Here is a 24,736-nt window from a genome sequence, read left to right on the forward strand (position 1 = left end):
ACTCATATCAATAATATTATTGATATGAGTTTTTTTATATTCTTCTTATTTTAATTTTCTAATGGGTAAAATTATAATGAAAATAAAAAAAGGAAGTAAAAATGGAATTAACAGAAAAATTTGAAAAAGACAATTGTAAAAATCCTAGAGAATATTCACTAATACATAAAGAAATTCCCATAAAATTATCAAGCGATATGTGGGCTGCTCTTGCGTATTTGCTGTGGTATGTGCCAGATATTTCATCGATCCAATCAAAATCAAATGAATTGATTTCAAATAAGGAATATGATTATTATACTTTTGTAGAAATAATGACTTATATGAATTTAAGAGATGAGGATTGTTTGTTTACAAATGAAATTGACGAAAAAATTGCATCTGAATATAAAAAAAGAATTTGCACAAATTCTCAAAAATTAATTTTGAGTCAATCTGATGGGGAAACAAAAACTGAATCCTTGTTAAGACATATTAGAAATGCAATAGCACACGGCTCTTTTAATATAGTTGAAGATTTGATGGTTGGTTTTGATGAAAAAATAATTGGCAAAGATGAGGCGAAAACTACAGCGATTTTTAAAATAAAACCAAAAAATCTTTTGAATGCCTTAAAAATGTTAAATGAAGATTTGACAAATCAAAAATTAATTTCAAAAGCCTTAAAAAATACTTCTTATTGGGTTGAGCCTTATCAAGAAGGTTTTGAAAGAAGCAATAAATTTGATTTATATGCCAAGAAAAATGAAAGAAGATACGCGATTGAGATTAGAAATTATAAATCTCAAAGAGATATTGATAAAGGATTTGCAAGAAAGCTTGCTGATAATTTTGAAAAATTAAAAAATGAAAGAGTAAGACCTGTTCTTGTAATAAATACATCTTTTTTGCAAGAAGAATCAAAAAACGAATTGATTGCAGCAGATGTATTGATTTTGGATGTAAAAAATATCAAAAAAATGTTAAAGGGCAGAGATATGATAAGAGAAATTGAAGATGCTCAAAGTTTATACAAATATAAAAAATAAAAATAAATATTAAATTTTTATATATAAATAAATAAAAATTACAAAAATACAATCTAAAATTTTAATTTTATTTACTAATCCTTTAGAAAAATTAATTATTATGAGATTTGAAATTGATTCTTAAAATATTTCCAGTATAATCCTCATATATAAATTATTTATATTTTATAAAATTTTAAAGGAGGAATTATGACTGAAAATTATAATGAAAATAATAGGAAGAAAAGAACTTCCGAAATGAGAGAGCACAGAAGAGCTAGATACAACGATGATTATTCTAGAGATAATAGTATTTCATGGGGTTCAATTATCGCTGGTGCAATTTCATTTGCAGCTGTTTTTACAGTATTAAGTTTACTTGTTGGAGCTTTAGGTCTTGGAATTTTTTCACCAAATAATGAAAATCCAATTCAATCTATGGGAATTGGGGTAGGAATTGCTACAATAATTATTTTGATAATTTCTTTTGCAATTTCTGGATTTATTTCTGGAGCTTTTTCAAAAGGACAATCTTTACTTCATGGATTTATGAGCTGGGCTTTATCAATAATGTTATTATTTGGTTTGGTAACTAGCATTTTATCATCTGCTTTTGGACTTGCAACTTCTGCTGCAAAATCTGTAGCAAACACTGCAGGAAATGTTGCAGGAAGCGTAGCAAGTACAGCAGCTGATGGGGCAGGAAATGTTCTATCAAGTGTTGGTGATTCAATTTCTGAAGTTGATACAAAAGAGCTTGAAAAAAATATAGAAGATGCTTTAAAAGAAACTGATGTTAAAGAACTTCAACCTGGATATTTAAAATCTCAACTTGATGATTCAAAAGATGAAATTGCAGAAGCTGGAAAAGAACTTGTAACAAATCCAGAAAATTCTGATCAAATAATTGATGATTTAGCAAAATCTTTAGAGAAAAAGGCTAAAAATATTACTGATTCTGTTGATAAAAAAACAATCCAAGAAGAAGTTTACAAAAATTCAGATCTTTCTGAAAAGGAAAGTGAAGAAGCTGTAAATAATATTTATGATGGAATGGATAAGGCATCAAAAGAAGCTAGCAAACAAATTGAAAATGCAAAAGATTCTTTAGAAAAAGCCAAAAAAGATGTAGATAAAACAGTAAAAGAAGCAAAAGATGGAGCAGAATCTGCAACAAATAAAGCATCAGCTGGAGCTGTTTTTGTATTTTTATTCTTAATTGTTGGACTTGCAATTGAAGTTTATACAGCAAAAATTGGAGAACAATACGTAAATAATCTTTAAAGATAAATTCAAAAAATCCTAAAGGAAATTTCCTTTAGGATTTTTTTGTAAATCTAAGTTAGCTAAGCGATAATAAAATAGAAAAAAACCACCTACTACTCAGGTGGAAAAAATTAAATATTTATTATTTTATCATAGACAAAACTTGCTTGTAAGGATTATTTGCATTTATAATTTGGCTATATTTTAAATATTTATCATCTTCATCTAAACTTTTTGCGCAATCAATGGAAACTAAAATTCCGGAATGATCTAATTTTATAATTTCAGTTCTCATGTGATAAATTATATCGCTTTTGGACTTATCTCCTTCAAATCCATTTTTTACAACATAAGCATCTGAAGTGTTTTTTAAAATATTTGCAAATCTAATGGCGTCATTTTTTGTATTATCATTTGTCAATATATATATTTTCTTATTTGATAAATCTGGATCTTTTTTGATTTCAGTTTTTATTTGATCATAATACATAAAATCATTTTTATTTATGCCTTGTGATTTTTCAGGAAATTTTATCGCCTGATTTTTCATAAATGAGGAGTAAGTGTTGACCTTATCCTTATTATTTTTCATGTAGGATAGACTTTGCTTTAATAAATTTCCCCTATAAAAAACAACTTTTTCGTATGAATAATCCTTATGAATTAGCAAAGGAAGAATTTCGTTTGCGTATTTGTCATCAATTGATTCGTTGTTTGATAAGTTAATAAAAATATTTTGAATTTCTTGATTATTTTGCAATATTTTTTTCAAATTTTCTTTGTCTTTTTCCAAATCATTTGAATTAAAACTTGGCATATTTATCTCTAAAATATTTTTATTTTCCTTAATTTCTATTTTTTCTAAATCATCTTTTCTTCCAAGAAGTCTTTTGTACCTATTTACAACTTGAGCATCTCCTAAAATTTTTCCCCTAGGAGAGTCTTTATTTTCTTTGTAATATCCAAATATACTTCTATAAGTTTTAATATCAATTACATTTGTTCTATTATCATCAAGGATTGAAAGATATGATTGGATTGCATCAAAAAATTCTTGGTCTGATTTTGAATTTTTAATTCTTTTTTTGTAAGCGTCGGTTTGATTCATTAAAGATTTAAAATTTTCTTTGTTTTCCTTATCGATAGCATAATTTCTGCTTACATAATAGGTAAGTTTTTCAAAATCTGCAATTTTTTCTGCACTTGTAAGTGTTCTTTCTTCAGTATTTCCGATAAAAATTTCTTTTTGTACAGAATTCATTACCTTATCTCTAAATTTTGGATATGTATATGTTTCGAATTTATTTTTTGAAGAAAAAATAGCTTTTACAATAAAAAATATTAAAAAAATCAAGATAAGAAGAAGGGCAAGCCTTCTTCTCATATATTTTCTCTTTTTTTCCTTTAATCTTTTTTTTGATCTTTTATTAATATTTGTATTTTTTGATTTAATTTTTATATCTTTTTTTCTTACTTTTTTTTTCGTATGTCTTGATGCGGACTGATCTTTTTTATTTCTTTTATTATTTTTACTTTTCATAATTCACCTGTATTATAATATATCAAAAAATAATTTATATACAAAATTTTTTGGAATATATAAAATTATTTTGGGAAAATAACTGAAAAGGTTGAGCCTTTTCCAAGCTTGGATTTTAATTTTATTTTTCCTCCAAGACTTTCAACGAAATTTTTTGTAATTGAAAGACCTAGACCGTGTCCGTTTGTTTTTGTATTTCTCGCATCATCAATTCTATAAAATCTCTCAAAAATAACTTCTTTTTTCTCATCAGATATTCCAACACCATTATCCTTTATGTCAATGTAAATATTGTTTTTATCTTCGTAAAGGCTAACTCTGATTAGGCCATCTTCTTTTATTGCCTTTATAGCATTTGAAATTAAATTTTGTATTATTTGGCTTATCTTATCCTTATCAGAATAAATTATTACTCCATCTTTTATTTCTTCAATCAAAGAAATATCAAGTTTTGTAAGTCTTGGCTTTATAGTATCAAGAATAAGTTTGATGTGTTGAGATAAGTCGAATTCTTTTTTATTTATTTTTAAATATTCAGAATTATCATTGAAAGATTTATTTAAATTTACAACAAGCCCTTCAAGTCTTTGAGTTTCCTCTAACAAAGACGAAAGAGTTTGCTCATCAACATCAATAACTCCATCTTTTATCGCTTCTATATAAAGTTGTAGATTTGTAATTGGAGTTCTAAGTTCATGAGAAATATCTTGGGCGTATTGCTTTCTTACATATTTTTGATTTTTTAAATTCCTTGAAAGGTATCTTATATTATTTTGTAAATTTTCAAGCTCAATAATTTTGCTTTCCTTTAAATTTATATCATAATCGCCATCTTTAATTTTTAAAGTTGCATCAGAAATTTGCTTTATAGGATTAGTTATATTTATAGAAAGCAACAGAGCAATAATTATCCCGATTGTAAGAGATATAACAATGGCAATTATAATTGAATTTCTAAAATTATTTAAAAGTTCATTAGCTGCCATTTCGCCAGTGTCATAAGTTATAATTAATTGGCCCCTGTAATCATTGAGATTAGGATTAATAATATCGTAACTTTTTGTAGTAGTAAGAGGATTTTCATCGTCATTTCTTCCCTTAAAACTCATAACTGGCTCGTTGTTTTTATTTAAAATTTCAATATCAATATTTAAAGCCTTAGAATATTTGCCAAGTCTTTCTTTCATAGTATAAACATCATTATCAGTCAAAAGACTTTCAAATTGCTTTTTAATATTCAAAGGCATATTATCCTCAGTCGTTGCAAGGAAATTTTTTGTGTAGATACTTAATAAATAAGAAATTGCAATAGAAAAAACTAAGATGCAGGCAAAAATTCCTCCAACAAAGTTTCTAATAATTTTATTTCGAAGAGACGTCATCGACACCACCAGATTTATAACCCATACCATAAATTGTTTTTATATAGTCAGGTTTTTTTGGATTATCTTCAATTTTTTGTCTGATATTTTTAATGTGAGTATCAATAGCTCTGTCGTAGGCGTCATAGTCAAAACCAAAAGTGATTTCTATAATTTCTTCTCTAGTAAAAATCTTATTAGGATTTGAAAAAAGAGTTTTAATTATTTGAAATTCATTTTTTGTAAGGAAAATTTCCTCTCCATCTTTGAAAAATCTATTATATTCAAGATCCATTTCAAGTCTGCCATCAGTTGTTTTTATAATGTCAGCTCTTGGAATATTATATTTTTCAATTCTTCTAAGAACAGTTTTGATTCTTTGCATAAGTTCCTTTGGAGAAAATGGTTTAGTAACGTAATCATCAGCGCCAAGTTTTAAACCATTTATAATATTTTCCTCACTTACTTTGGCAGTAACCATGATAACAGGAACATTAGACTTGTTTCTAATCTCTTTAATAAGATCTTCGCCAGAAATTTTTGGAATCATCAAATCAAGCAAGATCAAATCGATTTGTTCATTTTCAAAAAAATCTAAACCTTCCTTGCCATCAAAAGCTTGAAAGACATTGTAGCCTTCTTTTTCAAGATAAGATTTAATAATTTTTGAAATACCTTGTTCATCTTCAATAATTAAAATATTTATATCATTCATCTGTTTCACCTCTGTTTTATTATACCTTATTAAAATTGTTAAAATTAATATATCCTATTAATTAGTTTATATTATGTGAAAAATTAAAAAAAATGATAGATTTTAAATAAGCTGGGTATAAATAATATGTAAGATAATTACAAAATTTTAAAAATATATGAAGGAGAGAAATATGATTAGTTCAATTATAATAGGCGCATTGTGCGGATGGATTGCAAGTATGATAATGAAAACAGATGCTCAAATGGGAGCTATAGCAAATATAGTAGTAGGAGTTATAGGAGGAGCAATCGGTTCTTGGATACTTGGAATGGTAAACATAAGCGTATCAGGATTTGTAGGAAGTTTAATTTCAGGAATCCTAGGTTCTGTAATTTTAATTTATATTTATAATTTAATAACAAAGAAAAAATAAATTTATTATGTTTTTAGGCTGGTTTATCCAGTCTTTTTTTGTAAAAAAATTTAAATATTTTAAATAGCTATCAAATATTATGAGGGTTTGCTATAATATAAATATGGATGTAAATGAAAAATATATAAAAATCGCAAAAGAAATTTTAGAAAAAGGCTATGACGAAGAAGAATTAAACAAAGAGGTAAGACCTGTTTGGGATGATGGAGAAAGTGCCTACACAAAATATTTGCCCCAACAAGTCGTAAGATATGAGAAAGGAGAATTGCCTCTAATAAGTTTAAGAAAAATTGCTTGGAAATCAGCCATAAAAGAAATCTTGTGGATTTATCAAGATAGGTCAAACGATGTAAATCTATTAAAAGAAAAATACAAAGTAAATTATTGGGATTCATGGAAAAATGAAGATGGCAATCTAGGAACAGCCTATGGCTATCAAATAAATAAAAAATTCAAATCGCCAGAAACAGGACAGATGACAAATCAAATCGAACGATTAATTGACCAAATAAAAAATAATCCTCTAAACAGAAGATTAATTATGAATTTGATTGATGTAGACGATATGGCAGATATGACTTTGATACCATGTGCATTTTTGACAATGTGGACAGTAAGCGGGGAATATTTAAACCTTACTTTGGTACAAAGAAGCGGAGATTTTTTGGCAGCTGCAGCTCCAGGAGGAATAAATGCTTTCCAATATTATGTTTTATTAAGAATGGTTGCCCAAGTTACAGGATATAAGGCAGGAGATTTTGTTCACTTTATTCAAAATTACCACATTTACAAAAAACACATACCAAGCGTTAAAAAAATATTAGAAATAAAAGTTGACGAAAAAAGCAAACCAAGGCTTGAAATAAACCCAGACATAAAGGAATTTAAAGATTTTACAATAGATGATTTTAAATTAATAGACTATTATCCAGACCAAACAAAATACGACATAGATATTGCTTTGTAGCTTGTTGCAAAGAAATATTTTTTAAGTATAGTCAATCGGTATGGAGGAATTATGGAAAAAATAACTATAATTGGATCAGGAGGTTCTGGAAAATCAACTCTTGCCAAACAGCTAGGAGAAAAGCTTAATATAGAAGTTTTTTACTTAAATAAAATATGGTGGATAAACGATAAAGACCACATTAGCGATGAGGAATTTTTAAAAATTCAAAAAAATATAATAGAAAACAAAAAATCATTTATTTTTGACGGCTACTATCCAGACACTTTGGATTTAAGATTAAAAGCTAGTGATACGATTATTTTTTTAGATTTTCCACCAGTAACAAATTTAAAAAGATCAGTAAAAAGATCACTAACAGAAAAAAATAATGAAGACGATCCAAGCCTAGATAGGACCGAAAAATTAAATAAAGATTATATCTCTTGGCTATTAAATTTTGATAAAAACGAAAGAGATAAAATCCTAGAAAAATTAAATAAGTTAAAATTAGAAAAAAAGATTGTAATAATAGACAATGACAATAAAAAAGATTTGTTTTTACAATCTATTGCATAAAAAAAGAGCTTAAAGCTCTTTTTTAATGTAAATTATTTTTATACTATTGACCATTATTTGTATTGTTTTTATTATTTTTATTTTCTTTATTATCTTTAGATTTTTCATCCTTATCTTTTTTATCCTTTTCATTAGAATTGTCGTCTGATTTTGGCTTTTCAGCTCCTAAAGGAGAATACATATAAGGAATATTATATTTCCAATCTTCTGGTATTATTCCATCCCATTTGTTAGGGTCATAAGATTTTTTTCTATCAACAAAGGCTCTAGTTGCTTGTAAGGATTTAGGGGTTTTATTTGTTGCAAGTAAATTGTTTCTTTTATCAACTGTGATCCAAACGTGCATATCATCTTCATCTTTTGGAAGATTGTCTTTTGTAAATATTTCATCTTTGACAGTGCCTCTAGGATCTGAATAAGATGCATAAGTTGGAAGTTTTCCGCTTATTGTATCAACTTTTGCATGGATTATTCCTTCTGGCTCTTCGAATTTTGCAGTTTCATATTCTTCTAAAAGATTTCTATTAACTATATTCCACATACTAGCTGCTCTATTATATGAATAGCCATTTAAAGATAAATTTTGATCGTCAGACCCCATCCAAACTCCAACTGTATAATAAGGACTATATCCTACACACCAAAAATCAACACTATCATCACTAGTACCAGTTTTGGTAGCATAATCTGTACCATCTAAGTAGATAGTCTGGTAACTTTCTCCAGTAGATTGTAAAGCAGATGTTATTTGATAAGCGGTTTCTGGACTAGTAACTTTATTTTTATTAACTTTATTTGAATCAAAAATTACTTTATTTCTATTATCTTCAATTTTAGAAAAAGTAAGAGGCTCAATATATTCTCCGCCATTTGCAAGAGCTGCGTATGCTGCAGTCATATCTAAAACTGATAGACCTCTTGTCATTGCTCCAAGTCCTAGTGCTGCTAAATTTTCATCGTTATGAGCACTATCTTCTTCTTTAGTAATAAAATTATCTTTTTTATCTTTTTTTATTAAACCAAAGTTTTCGAGATATTCTTTTGATTTATCTATCCCTATATCTTTAAGGGTTCTAACTGCGTTAGTATTAATTGAATATACCAAAGAATCTCTTAAAGTTACAATACCTTTGTAATATTTATATACGTTTTCTGGCCAAATTTCTCCTTGTTCATTTCTCATAAATGGAACATCATCAATCCCAGTTGCCAAATTATATCCGTTGTCTAAAGCTGGGGTATAGGTAGCTAGAGGTTTAATTGAGGAGCCAGGTTGTCTTGGCTGATCTATGGCTCTATTTAGTGTTTTAAGACCTTTTTGATCACGTCCACCAACAACAGCTTTTACTTCTCCATTTTTATGGTCAATTACAACAGTAGATGATTGTGGTTGAATAACTCCTTCAAGATCAATATCATAATAAGATTTATTAAGAGAATAAGATCCTGATTCGTTTTTTGTAATTAAATCTTTGTGTGATTTTAAATATTTTGATGTAATTATAATTGAGCCATCATTTCCTTTTTTGACATTTTCATTTGAAGTTAATTGTATTAAGCCCGTTTTATGAGTTCTTAGATTTGAATTTTTGTCATCTAATGTATAAAATTTTTTCAAAATTATATTAGTTTGGTCTAGGCGAACTTTGTTTGAATTTATTATGAAATTTTCATTTTCATCAAAGTAGGCTTCATCAGCTGACAAAGTAAAATCATTGTTATCATTAATCACATTTGATTTTGCATAGTATAAAACTTCCCCTTGATCGTTAATAATATTTCCAAAATTATCATATAGTAGAGAAAGTAATGGTGCATTATACCAGCCTTGAGTGTTTCCCATTATATATTCTGAAAAATCATCATAAATATTTTCAAGTTGTTTTTGCATTTTTGTATCTATAGTAGTTGTAATTTTTAAACCACCATAATACAACTTGTTATAAGCTTGTTTTTCATCAATATCATAAAGTTCTTGTAGTTTTTCTACTACTTGTTTTTCTAAAAGTGTATTAAAATAAGAAGCCATTAATGGTTGTTTGTCTTTCGGTGGCTTAATATTGCTAGCTACATCTTCGTTTAAAGCTTGTTGATATTCTTTTTGAGAAATATATCCTTCTTCTTTCATTTTTAAAAGAACATCTTTTTGTCTTTCAAATGGTTTTGGATTATAAATTGCTGAATATTTTTGCCCATCTATTGAAAATTCTCCTAAAACTCTTTGGTTTGTAACTTCAGATGTTGGGATTGATTTAAATAAAGCAAACTCTGTAGGGGATTGAACGATTCCTGCAATAGCTGCACATTCGGCAAGTGTTAATTCTCCTACGTCTTTTGAAAAATATGTTTGAGCTGCAGCTTGAACTCCATAAACATTTTGTCCTAGAAAAACTCTATTCATATAAGCTTCGAGTATTTCATCTTTGTTTAAATTTTTTTCGATTTCTAGGGCAAGAAATATTTCCTTAATTTTTCTTTCATAAGTTTGATCGTTTGAAAGATAAGTATTTCTTGCAAGCTGTTGAGTTAGAGTTGATCCGCCTCTTACTATTGATCCGCTTTTTAAATTTTGAAAAGCAGAACCGATTATTGACATTGGATCAATTCCACCATGTTTGTAAAATCTTCTGTCTTCAACTGCTACAAAAGCATTTTTCATATTTTCGGGAATTTTATCGTAATCAACAATTTCCCTATTTTCGCTAGTCCTAATAGAATCAATTTCATTTCCATCTTTATCAACTATAGTTGAATTTTCACTCATTTCATATTTTATATTATCGGGATTAACCTTTGGAGATTTTTTCATAACCTCAATTATTCCTCCGCCAACTAATCCTGCAAATATAGTTGCCAATATGCCTAAGGCAAAAAACGCTATAAGTAAAACTTTTAAAACTATAGAGGAAATTTTTTTATTCATTTTGACCTCCTTGCTTAAAGTCTTCATTTTTTTTTATTTCAAATTAATCATAAATTTAAACTTACTATTATTTTATCATTTTTTAAAAATTTAATCTATTTTATTCAAATAAATATTGGAGATTATTTTTAGATTCTTTAATTTGATTCAATAAATTGTATAATCTTAATAGAAAGGAAGTTTATGCAAGAAGTTATACAAGTAAATGTTTTTGAAAAAAATGAAAATCCAAATAAAGAATTTGAGCTTGAATCATTAATTAACACAGCTGGCGGAAAATCTGTTGCAAAAATTAGTCAAGTAATTTCAAAAGTTAATCCTGCCTACTACATAGGTTCTGGAAAAGTTTCTGAAATTGAAGATATAGCAAAAAAATTAGATGTAAAAACTGTAGTTTTTGATGTGGAGCTTTCGGCATCTCAGCTTAGAAATCTTGAAGAGAAAATGAAACTTCACGTCGTTGATTGGACAACTTTAATTTTGGATATTTTTGCCCAAAGAGCAAATACAAAAGAAGCAAAATTAAAAATTAAACTTGCTCAATTAAAATATCAGTTGCCAAGAATTAACAAATGGTTTGCTTATCTTTCTCGTCAATCAGGTGGAATTGGAACAAGAGGACCGGGCGAAACAATGCTTGAAACGGATAAGAGAGCTATAGTTCGTGATATAAGAAGTCTTGAAGAAAAACTAAAAGATTTGGAAAAAACAAAAAGTGTAAATAGAAAATCAAGAGATAAAATTTTAAATATTTCACTTTTGGGCTACACCAACGCAGGAAAATCTACAATATTAAATAATATGCTAAAAATTTTTGGCAAAGAAAAATATGTATATTCTGATGATTTGTTGTTTGCAACTTTGGATACATCAACAAGAAGACTAGATTTTTCAAATACCAAGGTTACCTTAACTGATACGGTAGGATTTATTGATAATTTGTCAAAAGAATTAAATGATTCTTTTCTTACAACTCTTGAAGAAATAAAATTTTCAGATATGCTTTTAGTTGTAATAGATTCATCATACGATATTGAAACTCAGTTGAAAACAATAGATAAGGCTTTGGATGATATTGACGTTGGAAATAAAAAAATTCTTTATGTTTTTAATAAAATAGACAAAATAGAAAATAATACTCTTCTTTTAGGATATAAGAGAAAAGAAGAAAAAATTTATATATCAGCAAAAAATCAAGATGATATTATAAAATTGAAAGAAAAAATTGTTGATGTAATAAAAGATGATTATATAAAAGTAAAAATGAAAATACCATACGAAGATGGGAAAATTTTAGATTATATAATGACAAATTACGACATTGACAATAAAGATTATGATGAGAGTTCATCAATATTAGAGTTTGATATTTCAAAGAAAGACTACAATAAATATGAAAGATATATCGAGAAAAATTAGCGAAAATTATAAAACCATTAAGGGCGAAATTAAAGATGAATTTGAAATAGAAAAATCAATTTTTATCACAAATATGAAGTATGTGGAAAGTGAAAAAGAAGCCCTTTCTTTTATTGAAAAAATCAAAGAAAAATACAAGGATGCCAACCACAATTGCCATGCTTATATAATAAATGAAAAACCAGAAATAAAAAGATATTCTGATGATGGAGAGCCACAAGGCTCAGCAGGTCTTCCCATGCTTTCAGTTTTGGAAAAAGAAAATCTTTTTAATGTAGTTGCAATTGTAACTAGGTATTTTGGTGGCAAAAAACTTGGAAAAGGCGGTCTAGTAAGAGCCTACACAAGAGGAGTTTCAGATTGTCTTGATGGAAATATTACTTGTAGAAAAATTTTTGTAGAAAGTAAAATAATTTTCGATTATAATTTACTAGGAATAATAGAAAACTTCCTAAATGAAGAAAAATATATTATTATAGAAAAGGACTTTCTTGAAAATGTTAGAATAAATTTATATATTAAAAAGGAAGATATTGAAAAATTTGAAAAAAAACTTATTGATATGACTTCATCAAATATAAAAATAGAAAAAATTGATGAAATAATGTTATACGAAGATTAAAAATAGGAGGAAATATGTCAGGACATAATAAGTGGAGCAAAATTAAAAATAAAAAAGGTAGTGAAGACGCAAGACGTGGAAAAATTTTTACAAAACTTGGTAGAAATATTTCAGTTGCAGTAAGAGAAGGAGGAGATAATCCAGAATATAATCCAGCTTTAAAAGCAGCAATCGACAAGGCAAAAGCAGAAAATATGCCAAATGATAATATAGAAAGAGCAATAAAAAAAGCAAGCGGCGACACAAGCGGAGCAAATTTTGAAAGAATAATTTACGAAGGCTATGCTAAAGATGGAGTAGCTGTAATTGTAGATTGTCTTACAGACAATAAAAATAGAACAGCTCCAGATATTAGACACATTTTTGATAAAAATGGTGGAAATCTTGGAACAGATGGATCAGTTATGTTTATGTTTAACAGAAAAGGACTTATTGAAATCGAAAAAGATGAAATTGATTTTGATGAATTGATGTTAGAAGTTATTGATTTTGGAGCAGAAGATGTAACAGACGAAGGAGACGTTTATCAAATAATAACAAGCGTTGAAGATTTTCAAACAGTTCTTGATGGAATAAAAAAAGAAAATTATAAACTTGCAAAAGCAGATATTTCATATATAGCAGATAATTTGATTGATGCACAAGAATCAAATAATAAACAAATAATGAAATTGATTGATGCTCTTGAAGATAACGATGACGTTCAAGAAGTTTATACAAATTGGAATGTGCCAGATAATATAGAAGAATAATATGTTAAATTTTAATATAGATAGAGTAGCATTTTCTCTTTTTGGAATTGATATATATTGGTATGCAATATTAATTATTACCGGAGTATTAATTGGAGCAAAATTTGCCCAAAAAGAATTTGTAAAAAGAGGATTTAAAGAAGATTTTATTTACGACTTACTTTTTGTGATTTTGCCACTTGCAATTATTGGAGCAAGAGCATGGTATGTGGTTTTTGAATGGGACATGTACAAAAATAATCCAATTCAAATTTTAAATTTCAGAGCAGGAGGACTTGCTATCCACGGAGGAATTTTATTTGCAATAATTGGTATTTATTTTTATGCCAAGAAAAAAGAAATTCCGTTGATAGATATTTTAGATGTAATGGCACCATCTTTAGCCTTTGGTCAAGCTATCGGAAGGTGGGGTAATTTTGTAAATGGAGAAGCGCACGGGACACCTACAAATTTGCCATGGGCGATAATAGTTGATGGAGTAAAAGTCCATCCTACATTTTTGTATGAATCAATTGGAGATTTTTTAATATTTTTATTTTTAATAAATTATAGGAAAAAAAATCCCAAAAAAGGAATTCAAACAGCAATATATTTTATCGCTTACGGAATTTTGAGATTTTTTGTAGAAGGACTTAGAACAGATTCTCTAATGATAGGTCCAATAAGAATGGCACAACTTACAAGCGTTATTTATTTAATCGTAGGCTTATATTTATTTTTCAAATATAAAAATATAAATTTAAAACCATATAGAAAAAATTAAACAGCTTCGGCTGTTTTTTTATTTTTAAATTTTATTTTGGGAATTCAAACCACTTTTTTTAAAAAATATAAAAAAAATTAAAAATTTCAAAAAAATTTCAAAAAAATAAATTTTTTAATCCTTTACAATTTAAAGATTTTAGTATAAAATGTATGTGAAGTGGAAATAAGTGGTAGAAGGTGGGTCATGTTTTTAGGAGAATTCATTCACAAATTAGATTCTAAAAATAGAATAATGATGCCAAGTGAATTTAGAGATGATCTTGGTAATGAATTTTATGTAACCAAGGGCCCAGAACGCTCATTAGTTTTGTATACTATTGAGGAATTTGAAAAACGTGCTAAAAAGTACGAAGAATTATCCTACCAAAATAAAAACAACAGGGCGATAAAAAGATTGTTTTTTTCTTCCACTATCAAGGCTTATTTGGATAAACAAGGGCGAGTTTTATTAAATAAGCAATTACGCGACTATGCTAATTTAGGCAAAGAGGCTATTATAATCGGAAATAATTCAAACATAGAAATATGGGATTTGAATAATTGGAATGATTATATTGGTGATGTTGAAGTGAACTTATCAGAAATTATGGATCAGTAATATGGAATTTTCTCATAAATCAGTTTTATTAAATGAAACTATAGAAAACTTAAATATAAAAGAAGATGGTATATATGCTGACCTAACTTTGGGTAAGGGAGGCCATTCTAAAGAAATTTTAAAAAAATTATCACCAAATGGTCTTTTGATTGGCTTAGATCAAGATAAGGATGCTATCAAAGCAGCTAGAGAAAATTTGAAAGATTTTTCTAATGTCTTATATTTTAATGAGAATTTTGAAAATATTGAAAATGTTCTTGATGAAGCTGGTTTTAATAGGATAGATGGCGCTTTGATGGATATTGGCGTAAGTTCTTACCAAATTGACAATGAAGATCGAGGCTTTTCTTATATGAAAGACGGTCCATTGGATATGAGGATGAACAAAGATAATGAGTTAACAGCAAAACAAATTGTCAATGATTACTCTTTGGATGAGCTTTGGAAAATTTTTTCTGAATATGGAGAGGAAAGATATTCCAAAACAATTGCTAAAGCAATAGTAGATTACAGAAAAATGCACGAAATTAATACAACTTTACAACTCCGAAATATTGTTATGAAATCTGTAAATACTAGTGAAGCTCATCCTGAAAAAAGAGTATTCCAAGCTTTAAGAATCGAAGTTAATAGAGAGCTTGAAGTTTTGGAAAATACTTTAGAAAAAATAGTTGATCGTCTAAACAAAAATGGAAGATTATGTGTAATAACTTTTCATTCTTTGGAAGACAGGATCGTTAAAAATAAATTTAAAGAGATGAGTAAAAAATGTATTTGTCCACCTGATTTTCCTGTTTGTGTTTGCAATCATGAAAAAAAGGTAAAATTAATTAGCAAAAAACCTATTTTGCCAAGCAAAGATGAATTGAAAAATAATAATAGGTCTCATAGTGCTAAGCTTAGAGTTTGTGAGAGGATTTGATATGTCAGGAGCTTTGAAAAAAAGAAAAATAAATAAAAATTTAAATAAAAAATTAAAGCTAAGTTTGCACGATCAAACTTCTTATGATATTAAGTTTAGATATAATAAACTCCAAAAAAAAGATAGGAAGTTTAAGAGAAATATATTAGCTTTATTATTTTTATCTTTTATTTTTATGGGTTTTATTTCATTACATAATTATATTAAATTGAATAATAGAATAAAAGAGTATAATAAATTACAAAGTCAATATACATCTTATCAATTAACAAGGGATAGATTAAATAGTGATCTTGAAGATTCAGTTAGTTTGAAAGAAATTCAAAGATATGCGATGGAAAATCTTGGTATGATTTATGAAAATGAAGGTAATGTTGTATATCTTAATATTGATAGGTAGGAGAGATGAAAAATACGATTTTAATTATTTTAATAAGTTTAATATTAACTTTGATTTTGGGAAAAATTATAATTCCAATTTTAAGATCAAGTCATATTGGACAAAATATTAGACAAGAAGGACCAAAAAGTCATTATGGAAAAGCAGGTACGCCAACTATGGGTGGTATTATATTTTTAATATCAGCACTTGTTTTGACATTGATATTTGTTCCTTTTTCTATGAAAACTTTTATATTATTGTTAGCAACTTTTGGATTTGGAGCTATAGGTTTTATTGATGATTTTAGAAAATTAATTTTAAAAAGATCATTAGGATTAACAGCTAAGCAAAAAATAATTCTTCAAGTTGCTTTATCATTTTTAATTGCAATTTTATGTTCTATTTTCCAAAATGATACAATAACAAAATTATGGATTCCTTTTACAGATATTAGATTAAATGTTTCAATTTTAGGAATTCCTATAATGATGTTTATTATGATTGGGACTTCAAATGCTGTAAATTTAACTGATGGACTAGATGGTTTATCTACTCAAGTTTCTATTCCAGTATTTTTAACATTTATAATTTTAAGTCAAAATATAGAAGACGAATTGTTTGCAAGTATTATGCTTGGTTCTGTTTTAGGATTTTTATTTTATAACTCAAATCCAGCAAGTGTATTTATGGGAGATACAGGTTCTATGGCAATCGGTGGAGCTGTAGTTGGACTTGCCATAAATATGGGAATGACTTTATTTTTAATTATACTTGGAGGAGTTTATGTGGCTGAGGCTTTAAGTGTAATAATTCAAGTTGCCTCATACAAATTTAGAAATAAAAAGAGAATATTTTTGATGACTCCAATCCACCATCATTATGAATTGAAAGGATACAAAGAACCAAAAATAGTTACTGGTTTTACAATAGTATCAGTAATTTTATCTTTGATTACTTTACTCGCATTATTATGAAAAAAGTTTTAGTTTACGGTTTAGGAATTACAGGCATATCTACAGTAAAAACTTTGGACAAATTAGGTTATGAAGTTTTTACTTTCGATAAAAATAAAAATACTGATGAAAGATTAGAGGGCTATAATTATAGCCCTATTTCTGATGTTAAAATTGAAGAAAAATATGATTTTGTAGTAAAATCTCCAGGAATTAGACCAGACGATGATATTATAAAAATTTTAGAAAAAAATAATGAGATAATTACTGATATTGAATTGTCATATAGACTTTTTAAAGATAAAAAAAATATAGCAATTACAGGAACAAATGGCAAAACAACAACCACATCTCTTATTAGCCATATTTTAAATCAAAGTGGAAATAAAGCTATTGGAGTCGGAAATATTGGCGAAGGCATTTTGTGGCAAATGTATAAGAATGATGAGATTTTTGTTGAAGAAATTTCTTCATTTCAACTTCACAATACCAAATTATTTAAGCCACATATAGCAGGGATTTTAAATATTACTCCAGATCACATAGATTGGCATGGATCTTTTCAAAATTATATAGAAGATAAGTTAAAAATTTCTATAAATCAAAATGAAAGTGATTATCTTATCATTAATCACGACGATGAAATTTTAAGAAAAAACAAAAATAAGTTCAAATCAAAAATATACGAATTTTCTATAAAAGAAGAAGTTCAAAAAGGAATATATTTGAAAGATGACTCTCTTTATTTAAAAGACGAAAAAGAAATTTATTTATTAAAAAGAGATGATTTAAAAATTGTAGGAGATCACAATCTTTTAAATGTATCTTGTGCTATACTTTGCTTGTATTTATTTGGCCTTAATCTTGATGAAATTATAAAATACACAAAAACTTTTAAGGCTATTGATCATAGACTTGAGTTTGTAAAAAAAATTAGAAATGTATCTTTTTACAATGATTCTAAGGCTACTAATGTAGATTCTGCAATAAAAGCAATAAATAGTTTTGATAAAAATGTTATTTTGATTGCAGGTGGCTATGATAAAAAAATTGATTACATGCCCCTATTTGAAAATACAAAGAAAAAAATAAAAACTATGATTTTAATGGGTCAAACAAAGGAAATTTTACAAAATCTTTGTGAGAAATATAAAATTAATTATTATTTAGTAAATGACATGCAAGAAGCTGTAAATAAATCTTTTGAAATAATGAAAGATTTTGATACGGTATTGCTCTCTCCTGCAAGTGCTAGTTGGGGAATGTATGACAATTACATGCAAAGAGGAGATGACTTCAAAAATAGAGTTTTAGAAAAGGAAGATTAGATGAGAGTAATAGTATCTGGCGGTGGAACTGGCGGACATATTTATCCAGCCATAGCCATGTGCCAAAAATTAGAAGAAGAAATAGATGATTTGGAAATTCTTTATGTGGGATTAAATGATGGCCCAGAAAAAAGAATTGTAAATAAATATGGTTACAAATTTAGAGCTATTGAGGCAATGGGTCTACCAAGAAAAATTTCTAAAAGACTTTTTAAATCTCTTTTGACAAATTTAAGAGGTTTCAAAGAAGCAAAAAAAATTATTAAAGAATTCAAACCAGATTTTGTTATAGGAACAGGTGGTTATGTTTGTGCACCAATTCTCTATCAAGCAAGCAAGAAAAATGTAAAAACTTTGATTCATGAATCAAATTCTTTTCCGGGAGTTACTACAAGATTTTTGTCAAACAAAGTTGACCTTGTTTGTATATCATTTGAAGAAGCAAAAAAACATTTGAAAAATAAAAAAAATGTTTATGTAACAGGAAATCCAGTAAGAACTAATTTTAATACATCATACAGTCAAGAAGATTTGGACAAGTTAGGAATAAAAAAAGATAGACCAGTAGTTTTTTCTTTTGGAGGATCTAATGGTTCAAAATATCTAAATGATGCAGTTAAGCAAATGAGTGAATTTATGGACGGAAAATTTTATTTGCTCCATCAAACTGGATTAAAAAATTATGATGAATTTATTAAAAACACAAAAGAAAATGAATATATAAAGGCATTTTCTTATATAGATAATATAGATTTATTTTATGCAGTAAGTGATTTAGTAATAGCATCATCTGGGGCTATGAGTTTAAGCGAAATATCAAATCTAAAAAAAGCATCAATTTTAATACCAAAAGCCTACACAACAGAAAACCATCAAGAATATAACGCAAGGTCATATTTGAAAAAAGGTGCTTGCTCAATGATTTTGGAAAAAGAATTAAATGGAAAAATCCTCTATGAAAATATACTTGGTATTGTAGAAGATAAAGAAAAAATAAAAGAAATGGGCGAGAAGGCAAGCTTATTACAAAATCCTAATGCGAGTGATGAAATTTTTGATTTGATAAAAAAAGTTATGGGTATGTGAAATGAGCAAAAAAAATAGACAAAAAAATAAAGGCAGAAAAAAATTAAAAAGAAAACAAAAATTATTTACTCCTTTTTTTGTGATTTTTTTAATAATAGTAATCGCAGCTATATTAATTGTTAATTTATTTAGGCATGATTACTATAAAATTTCTCAAGTTTATATAAAAGGAAATAAAATTTTATCAAATGATCAAATTTTATCAAAATTAAATAATCCGATGGGAACAAATATAATTTTATACGATGAGAAAGAAAGTATAGAACATCTAAAAAAAGAAAAAATAATAAAAAGCGCCAAAATAGAAAAAGAACTTCCAGATAAAATTATAGTAAGAGTAAAAGAAGAATATCCTTATATGATTGCAAGATACAAAAAGGATAGCTATGTTATTGCAAATACAGGAAAAGTATTAGATAAAACAGTAAATGAAGAAAATAATAATTTACTAAAAATCAAAGGAATAAAAAACAAACCAGAAATTGGAAAAAATTTTACCGATAAAAAAAATCTAATAAAATTTATCGATTCTATTCAAAAGCTAAAATATGCTAAAGACATAAAAGAAATAGACTTGGAAAACTATAATGAAATTGGTATAATAATAAATGATATTCAGATTAATTTCGGAGATTTAAAAAATTATAATTATAAACTTAAACTACTTGATTCAGTTTTAAAGGATATAGAAAATAAAAAAATAAAAGCTTATTCAATTAGCCTAAATAAGGGTAAGAATCCAGTAGTTGAAGTTGAAGAAAAAAGTCTTGACGAAAAAGATGAAAATAATTAAAAATATTAATCTTAATGAAACGGGGGATGAAGATGGCAAATATTAACATGGAAGTAGAAAATAACGCCTTAGCCAAAATAAAAGTAATAGGAGTTGGTGGTGGCGGAAATAATGCTATAAGTAGAATGAGAGAGGGTGGCCTTTCTGGAGTAGAATTTATTGCATTAAATACAGACCTTCAAACTTTAAATGAAGCGAATGCTGACATCAAATTACAAATAGGAGCAAAGCTTACAAGAGGACTTGGAGCTGGAGCTAATCCTGAAATTGGTGAAAAAGCTGCTGAAGAAAGTGAATCTGAAATTGATGAATCACTAAAGGGAGCAGACATGGTATTTATCACTGCTGGAATGGGCGGTGGAACTGGTACTGGAGCAGCCCCTGTTGTAGCAAGAAAAGCAAAAGAACAAGGAATACTTACAGTAGGTGTTGTAACTCGTCCTTTCACATTTGAAGGAAGAAAAAGACAAACATCTGCAGAAGGTGGAATTGAAGCTTTAAAAGAATGTGTAGATACATTGATTACAATACCAAATGATAGACTTTTACAAATTGTAGAAAAAAGAACATCAATGGTAGACGCATTTAAAATGGCTGACCAAGTACTTATGGATGCTGTAAGTGGTATTTCAGAACTTATAGCTGTACCAAATGTAATCAACCTTGATTTTGCTGATGTTAAATCAATTATGTCAGATCAAGGAATAGCTCACATGGGAATTGGTAGAGCAAGCGGAGAAAACAGAGCAGTAGATGCAGCAAAAGCAGCTGTAAATTCTCCATTACTTGAAACATCAATCGAAGGAGCTAACGCAGTATTATTAAACGTAACTGCAGCAGAAGTTGGTTTAATGGAAGCAAACGAAGCAGCAGAATTAATTAGAGAACACATTGATTCAGATGCAAATATAATTTTTGGTGTAGGAAGCGATGAATCATTGGGCGATGACATTAAAATTACTGTAATTGCCACAGGATTTGATCAAGACAACCAAACAAGAAGAGAAGTTTTAGAAAACAGAAGATCTTCACAAGGTGTTAGCCAAAGACAAACACCAAAAAAACAAAGTTCTTCAAATCCATTTGACGATATAGATCTTCCAGATTTCTTAAAATAAAATGAAGTGTCCATATTGTGACTCAAATGATACAAAAGTTATAGACTCTAGAGCAACAGAAGATAATCATGCTATTAGAAGAAGAAGACTATGCCAAACTTGTAATAAAAGATTTTCAACTTATGAAAGATACGAAGACCAAACTTTAATGGTTGTAAAAAAAGATAACACTAGAGAATCTTTTGATAGGTCAAAACTTATAAGTGGAATTGTAAAATCTTGCGAAAAAAGACCTGTAAGCATGGAAGACATTGAAAAGATAGCAGATGATATAGAAGTTTCTATAAATCATATTGGCAAAAAGGAAGTATCATCCACTACCATAGGAAAATTTGTCATGGAGCATCTAAAACAATTAGATCCTGTAGCTTATGTAAGATTTGCATCAGTATATAGGGAATTTAAAGATGTTGAGAGTTTCTATAGAGAGATTAAAAATTTAAAAGAAAAAAATTAGAAAATTTAAGGGGCTATTGCAAGATGAAAATGACAAAAAACAAATTCATTTTGCAACAGTCCTTTTTTTGAAAGATTGGATAAAATGGACTTATTTGAATTAAATAAATTAAGAGAACTAGAAAAGTCTGCTCCATTAGCTGATAGGATGAGACCTGAAAAAATTGAAGATTTTTTAGGACAAGATCATCTTTTAGGAGAAGGAAAAATTTTAAGAAGAATGATAAAATCTGATAGAATATATTCTTCTATTTTTTATGGACCACCAGGAGTTGGCAAAACTACCCTTGCAAAAATTATTTCAAATTCAACTAATATGGCTTTTGAAAAAGTTTCTGCGGTGGCTAGTGGAATCAATGACTTAAAGAAAAAAATTCAAATTGCAAAAGATAATTTGAAATTTGAAAATAAAAAAACTATTTTATTTATTGACGAAATTCATAGATTTAATAAAAGTCAACAAGATTATTTACTGCCTTTTGTTGAAGATTCTACAATTATTTTGATAGGAGCTACAACAGAAAATCCATATTTTGAAGTAAATAAAGCCTTAATTTCTAGAATGTATGTATTTGAATTAAAAGCACATACAGATGATGATTTAAAAAAATTAATAGATATGGCTTTAAGTCGAGATAGGCTTTTACAAAATAAAAATATAAAAATTGACGATGATGCCAGAAATACTTTGGTTAAATATTCTAACGGGGATTGTAGAGCCTTGTTGAATGCTTTAGAAATTGCAATATTTTCACAAGAAGATAAAGAAGGTATAATAGTAGTTGATCGAAAAAGTATTATAAATTCTATCCAAAAGAAAATTTCTATTTATGATAGGGATGGAGATAGACATTATGATACTATTTCTGCTTTCATAAAATCTATGCGTGGATCAGATCCTGATGCAGCAGTTTATTATTTGGCAAAAATGTTAAATAGCGGAGAAGATATAAAATTTATAGCAAGAAGAATGATTATATTTGCATCAGAAGATATTTCACTTTCTGATCCCTACGCTTTAAGCCTTGCTACAAATACTTTTACAGCAATTAATACTGTAGGTATGCCAGAGGCAAGAATTATTTTGGCAGAGACTTGTATATATTTATCTTTAGCAAAGAAAAATAATTCTACATACCTTGCTATAAATAAGGCTATGGATTTTGTAAAAAATGAAAAAGATTTGGAAGTACCAAATAAATTAAAAGATACCCATTATAAAGGAAGTAAAAATTTAGTTAAAGATACTTATTTATATCCTCATGATTATGATGGATATGTAAAACAAGATTATCTTCCAGATGGCTTTGTAGATGAAAAATTTTATAATCCAAAAAATATAGGTTACGAAAAAATACTTAATGAAAGTTTAGAAAAAATTAAGAGAGGAAATAAGGATGAAATTAAGAGAGATTAAAAAAGATGTTGAAAAATACATCGACCAAGAAATTACAGTTGAAGGATGGATTAGACAGGCGCGATTTACAAAAAATGTCGGCTTTATTGAATTAAATGATGGTACAATTTTTAAAAATCTTCAAATTGTTGTTGGAAAAGAATTAGAAAATTTTGAAGATTTACAAAAAGAACATCTTTCAGCTTCATTAAAAATTAAAGGAATTCTTGTGAAAACAAATAATGCCAAACAAGCCTACGAGCTTCAAGCAAAATCTGTAGAAGTTTTAGGTCATAGTGATGAGAAATTTCCTATTCAAAAACAAAAACAATCTCTTGAATATATGAGAACTATTCCTCATTTAAGAGCTAGAACTAATACTTATAGGGCAGTTTTTAGATTAAGATCAAAACTTGCTTATGCTCTTCATAAATTTTTCCAAGAAAGAGGATTTATTTATTTAAATGCTCCATTAATTACTGCATCTGATACAGAAGGTGCCGGGGAAATGTTCCAAGTTACTACCCAAAATTTAGATAAATTAGATTTAAATAAGGATGGAAAAGTTGATTATTCTAAAGATTTCTTTGGAAAAAAATCTTATTTGACAGTTTCAGGGCAACTTGAGGCAGAAGATTATGCTCTTGCTTTATCTAATATTTATACTTTTGGTCCAACTTTTAGGGCTGAAGAATCAAACACACCAAGACACGCTGCGGAATTTTGGATGATTGAACCAGAAATTGCTTTTGCAGATTATAATGTGTGCATGGATGTGGCTGAAGATATGATGAAATATATGATAAGTTTTGTTTTAGAAAATTGTAAGGATGAAATTGAATTTTTCAACGAAAGAGTTGATGATACTTTGATTGAAAGACTTACAAAAGTTAAAGAGGCGAAATTTGCAAGAATTACTTATACTGAAGCTATAGAAAAATTACAAGAAGCTGATGTTGATTTTGAATATCCTGTAAAATGGGGAATGGATCTTCAAACTGAGCATGAAAGATATTTATCAGAAAAAATAGTTGATGGTCCAGTTTTTGTTACAGATTATCCAAAAGATATTAAGGCATTTTATATGAGAAGAAATGAAGATGGAAAAACTGTTGCAGCTTTTGATATGTTAGTTCCTGCTGTAGGAGAATTAATTGGTGGAAGTCAAAGGGAAGAAAGATATGATGAGCTTGTAAAATCTATGGAAGATAATGGATTAAAACTTGAAGATTATCAAAATTATTTAGATTTAAGAAAATATGGAACAGTAGTTCACTCAGGTTATGGTCTTGGATTTGAAAGAGCAGTAATGTATCTTACAGGAATGAAAAATATCCGTGACGTAATCCCTTACCCAAGAACAGTAAAATCTTTTGCATCAAAAAACTAAGGAG

Annotated in this window: 24 protein-coding genes; 20 read left to right on the forward strand and 4 right to left on the reverse strand. The window is 27.8% G+C overall.

The genetic code is table 11. From position 1 onward, the window contains the following. Positions 1-101: 101 nt before the first annotated feature. A complete protein-coding gene (locus tag HMPREF2782_RS00345) occupies positions 102-1,028 on the forward strand; it encodes a hypothetical protein (protein WP_070639960.1) in 927 nt (308 codons plus the stop codon). Positions 1,029-1,217: 189 nt separating this feature from the next. Next, positions 1,218-2,291, forward strand: a complete 1,074-nt coding sequence (locus HMPREF2782_RS00350) for a hypothetical protein (protein ID WP_070639963.1) — start codon at positions 1,218-1,220, stop codon at positions 2,289-2,291. A 124-nt stretch (positions 2,292-2,415) separates the two neighbouring features. Here the strand turns inward: HMPREF2782_RS00350 and HMPREF2782_RS00355 are convergent, their stop codons facing one another. The 3 genes from HMPREF2782_RS00355 to HMPREF2782_RS00365 all read right to left on the reverse strand — a co-directional run bounded on the left by HMPREF2782_RS00355 (position 2,416) and on the right by HMPREF2782_RS00365 (position 5,889). Continuing rightward, positions 2,416-3,813: a S41 family peptidase gene (locus HMPREF2782_RS00355; RefSeq protein ID WP_070639966.1), complete on the reverse strand. Its 1,398-nt coding sequence runs from the start codon at positions 3,811-3,813 to the stop codon at positions 2,416-2,418. Positions 3,814-3,878: 65 nt separating this feature from the next. Then, positions 3,879-5,195, reverse strand: a complete 1,317-nt coding sequence (locus tag HMPREF2782_RS00360; RefSeq protein WP_070639969.1) for a sensor histidine kinase — start codon at positions 5,193-5,195, stop codon at positions 3,879-3,881. After that, positions 5,176-5,889, reverse strand: a complete 714-nt coding sequence (locus tag HMPREF2782_RS00365) for a response regulator transcription factor (RefSeq protein ID WP_004839074.1) — start codon at positions 5,887-5,889, stop codon at positions 5,176-5,178. Before HMPREF2782_RS00365 ends, HMPREF2782_RS00360 begins: the two co-directional genes overlap by 20 nt. Before the next feature lie 172 nt (positions 5,890-6,061). On the opposite strand from HMPREF2782_RS00365, the gene HMPREF2782_RS00370 reads away from it, so the two are divergent. The 3 genes from HMPREF2782_RS00370 (at position 6,062) to HMPREF2782_RS00380 (ending at position 7,829) form a co-directional block, all read left to right on the forward strand. Next, entirely contained in the window at positions 6,062-6,304 is a 243-nt protein-coding gene (locus tag HMPREF2782_RS00370; RefSeq protein WP_019117459.1) for a GlsB/YeaQ/YmgE family stress response membrane protein, read from the forward strand. A gap of 103 nt (positions 6,305-6,407) precedes the next feature. Beyond that, positions 6,408-7,271: a thymidylate synthase gene (gene thyA, locus HMPREF2782_RS00375; RefSeq protein ID WP_004839072.1), complete on the forward strand. Its 864-nt coding sequence runs from the start codon at positions 6,408-6,410 to the stop codon at positions 7,269-7,271. A gap of 51 nt (positions 7,272-7,322) precedes the next feature. Next, on the forward strand, positions 7,323-7,829 hold the full coding sequence (locus tag HMPREF2782_RS00380; RefSeq protein WP_019117461.1) for an AAA family ATPase: 507 nt from the start codon (positions 7,323-7,325) through the stop codon (positions 7,827-7,829). A 43-nt stretch (positions 7,830-7,872) separates the two neighbouring features. Here the strand turns inward: HMPREF2782_RS00380 and HMPREF2782_RS00385 are convergent, their stop codons facing one another. Beyond that, on the reverse strand, positions 7,873-10,752 hold the full coding sequence (locus HMPREF2782_RS00385; RefSeq protein WP_070639973.1) for a penicillin-binding protein 1A: 2,880 nt from the start codon (positions 10,750-10,752) through the stop codon (positions 7,873-7,875). A 183-nt stretch (positions 10,753-10,935) separates the two neighbouring features. Between HMPREF2782_RS00385 and hflX the strand changes: the two genes are divergently transcribed. From hflX to asnS, 15 genes are all read left to right on the forward strand, one after another. Beyond that, positions 10,936-12,171 (forward strand): GTPase HflX, encoded by a 1,236-nt coding sequence (hflX, locus tag HMPREF2782_RS00390; RefSeq protein ID WP_070639974.1) that lies wholly within the window; start codon positions 10,936-10,938, stop codon positions 12,169-12,171. Beyond that, positions 12,146-12,793 (forward strand): YigZ family protein, encoded by a 648-nt coding sequence (locus tag HMPREF2782_RS00395; protein ID WP_070640228.1) that lies wholly within the window; start codon positions 12,146-12,148, stop codon positions 12,791-12,793. Before hflX ends, HMPREF2782_RS00395 begins: the two co-directional genes overlap by 26 nt. A 14-nt stretch (positions 12,794-12,807) precedes the next feature. Beyond that, positions 12,808-13,545, forward strand: coding sequence for a YebC/PmpR family DNA-binding transcriptional regulator (locus HMPREF2782_RS00400; protein WP_004839067.1), 738 nt, complete (start codon positions 12,808-12,810; stop codon positions 13,543-13,545). A gap of 1 nt (position 13,546) precedes the next feature. Continuing rightward, on the forward strand, positions 13,547-14,308 hold the full coding sequence (gene lgt / locus HMPREF2782_RS00405) for a prolipoprotein diacylglyceryl transferase (protein ID WP_070639977.1): 762 nt from the start codon (positions 13,547-13,549) through the stop codon (positions 14,306-14,308). Positions 14,309-14,494: 186 nt separating this feature from the next. Then, positions 14,495-14,908, forward strand: coding sequence for a division/cell wall cluster transcriptional repressor MraZ (gene mraZ / locus HMPREF2782_RS00410; protein ID WP_019117465.1), 414 nt, complete (start codon positions 14,495-14,497; stop codon positions 14,906-14,908). Position 14,909: 1 nt separating this feature from the next. Further along, positions 14,910-15,830, forward strand: coding sequence for a 16S rRNA (cytosine(1402)-N(4))-methyltransferase RsmH (rsmH, locus tag HMPREF2782_RS00415; RefSeq protein ID WP_070639980.1), 921 nt, complete (start codon positions 14,910-14,912; stop codon positions 15,828-15,830). Continuing rightward, entirely contained in the window at positions 15,817-16,230 is a 414-nt protein-coding gene (locus HMPREF2782_RS00420; RefSeq protein WP_261668497.1) for a septum formation initiator, read from the forward strand. Before rsmH ends, HMPREF2782_RS00420 begins: the two co-directional genes overlap by 14 nt. A 5-nt stretch (positions 16,231-16,235) precedes the next feature. Continuing rightward, positions 16,236-17,186: a phospho-N-acetylmuramoyl-pentapeptide-transferase gene (gene mraY / locus HMPREF2782_RS00425; protein WP_070639986.1), complete on the forward strand. Its 951-nt coding sequence runs from the start codon at positions 16,236-16,238 to the stop codon at positions 17,184-17,186. After that, positions 17,183-18,493, forward strand: a complete 1,311-nt coding sequence (gene murD / locus HMPREF2782_RS00430; RefSeq protein WP_070639990.1) for a UDP-N-acetylmuramoyl-L-alanine--D-glutamate ligase — start codon at positions 17,183-17,185, stop codon at positions 18,491-18,493. Before mraY ends, murD begins: the two co-directional genes overlap by 4 nt. Next, entirely contained in the window at positions 18,494-19,579 is a 1,086-nt protein-coding gene (gene murG / locus HMPREF2782_RS00435) for an undecaprenyldiphospho-muramoylpentapeptide beta-N-acetylglucosaminyltransferase (protein WP_070639994.1), read from the forward strand. Between the two features lies 1 nt (position 19,580). Continuing rightward, entirely contained in the window at positions 19,581-20,372 is a 792-nt protein-coding gene (locus HMPREF2782_RS00440) for a cell division protein FtsQ/DivIB (RefSeq protein WP_070606020.1), read from the forward strand. Positions 20,373-20,404: 32 nt separating this feature from the next. Continuing rightward, positions 20,405-21,490: a cell division protein FtsZ gene (gene ftsZ / locus HMPREF2782_RS00445; RefSeq protein ID WP_019117471.1), complete on the forward strand. Its 1,086-nt coding sequence runs from the start codon at positions 20,405-20,407 to the stop codon at positions 21,488-21,490. Between the two features lies 1 nt (position 21,491). Continuing rightward, positions 21,492-21,947, forward strand: coding sequence for a transcriptional regulator NrdR (gene nrdR / locus HMPREF2782_RS00450; RefSeq protein ID WP_004839057.1), 456 nt, complete (start codon positions 21,492-21,494; stop codon positions 21,945-21,947). 84 nt (positions 21,948-22,031) lie between these two features. After that, on the forward strand, positions 22,032-23,363 hold the full coding sequence (locus HMPREF2782_RS00455) for a replication-associated recombination protein A (protein WP_070639997.1): 1,332 nt from the start codon (positions 22,032-22,034) through the stop codon (positions 23,361-23,363). Further along, the gene (gene asnS / locus HMPREF2782_RS00460) at positions 23,344-24,732 is read left to right on the forward strand and encodes an asparagine--tRNA ligase (RefSeq protein WP_070640000.1); all 1,389 of its coding nucleotides are present in this window, start codon (positions 23,344-23,346) and stop codon (positions 24,730-24,732) included. The genes HMPREF2782_RS00455 and asnS overlap by 20 nt, the downstream gene beginning before the upstream one ends. Positions 24,733-24,736 lie beyond the last annotated feature (4 nt).

Source organism: Anaerococcus sp. HMSC068A02 (genome assembly GCF_001811125.1).
Taxonomy (GTDB): domain Bacteria; phylum Bacillota; class Clostridia; order Tissierellales; family Peptoniphilaceae; genus Anaerococcus; species Anaerococcus vaginalis_C.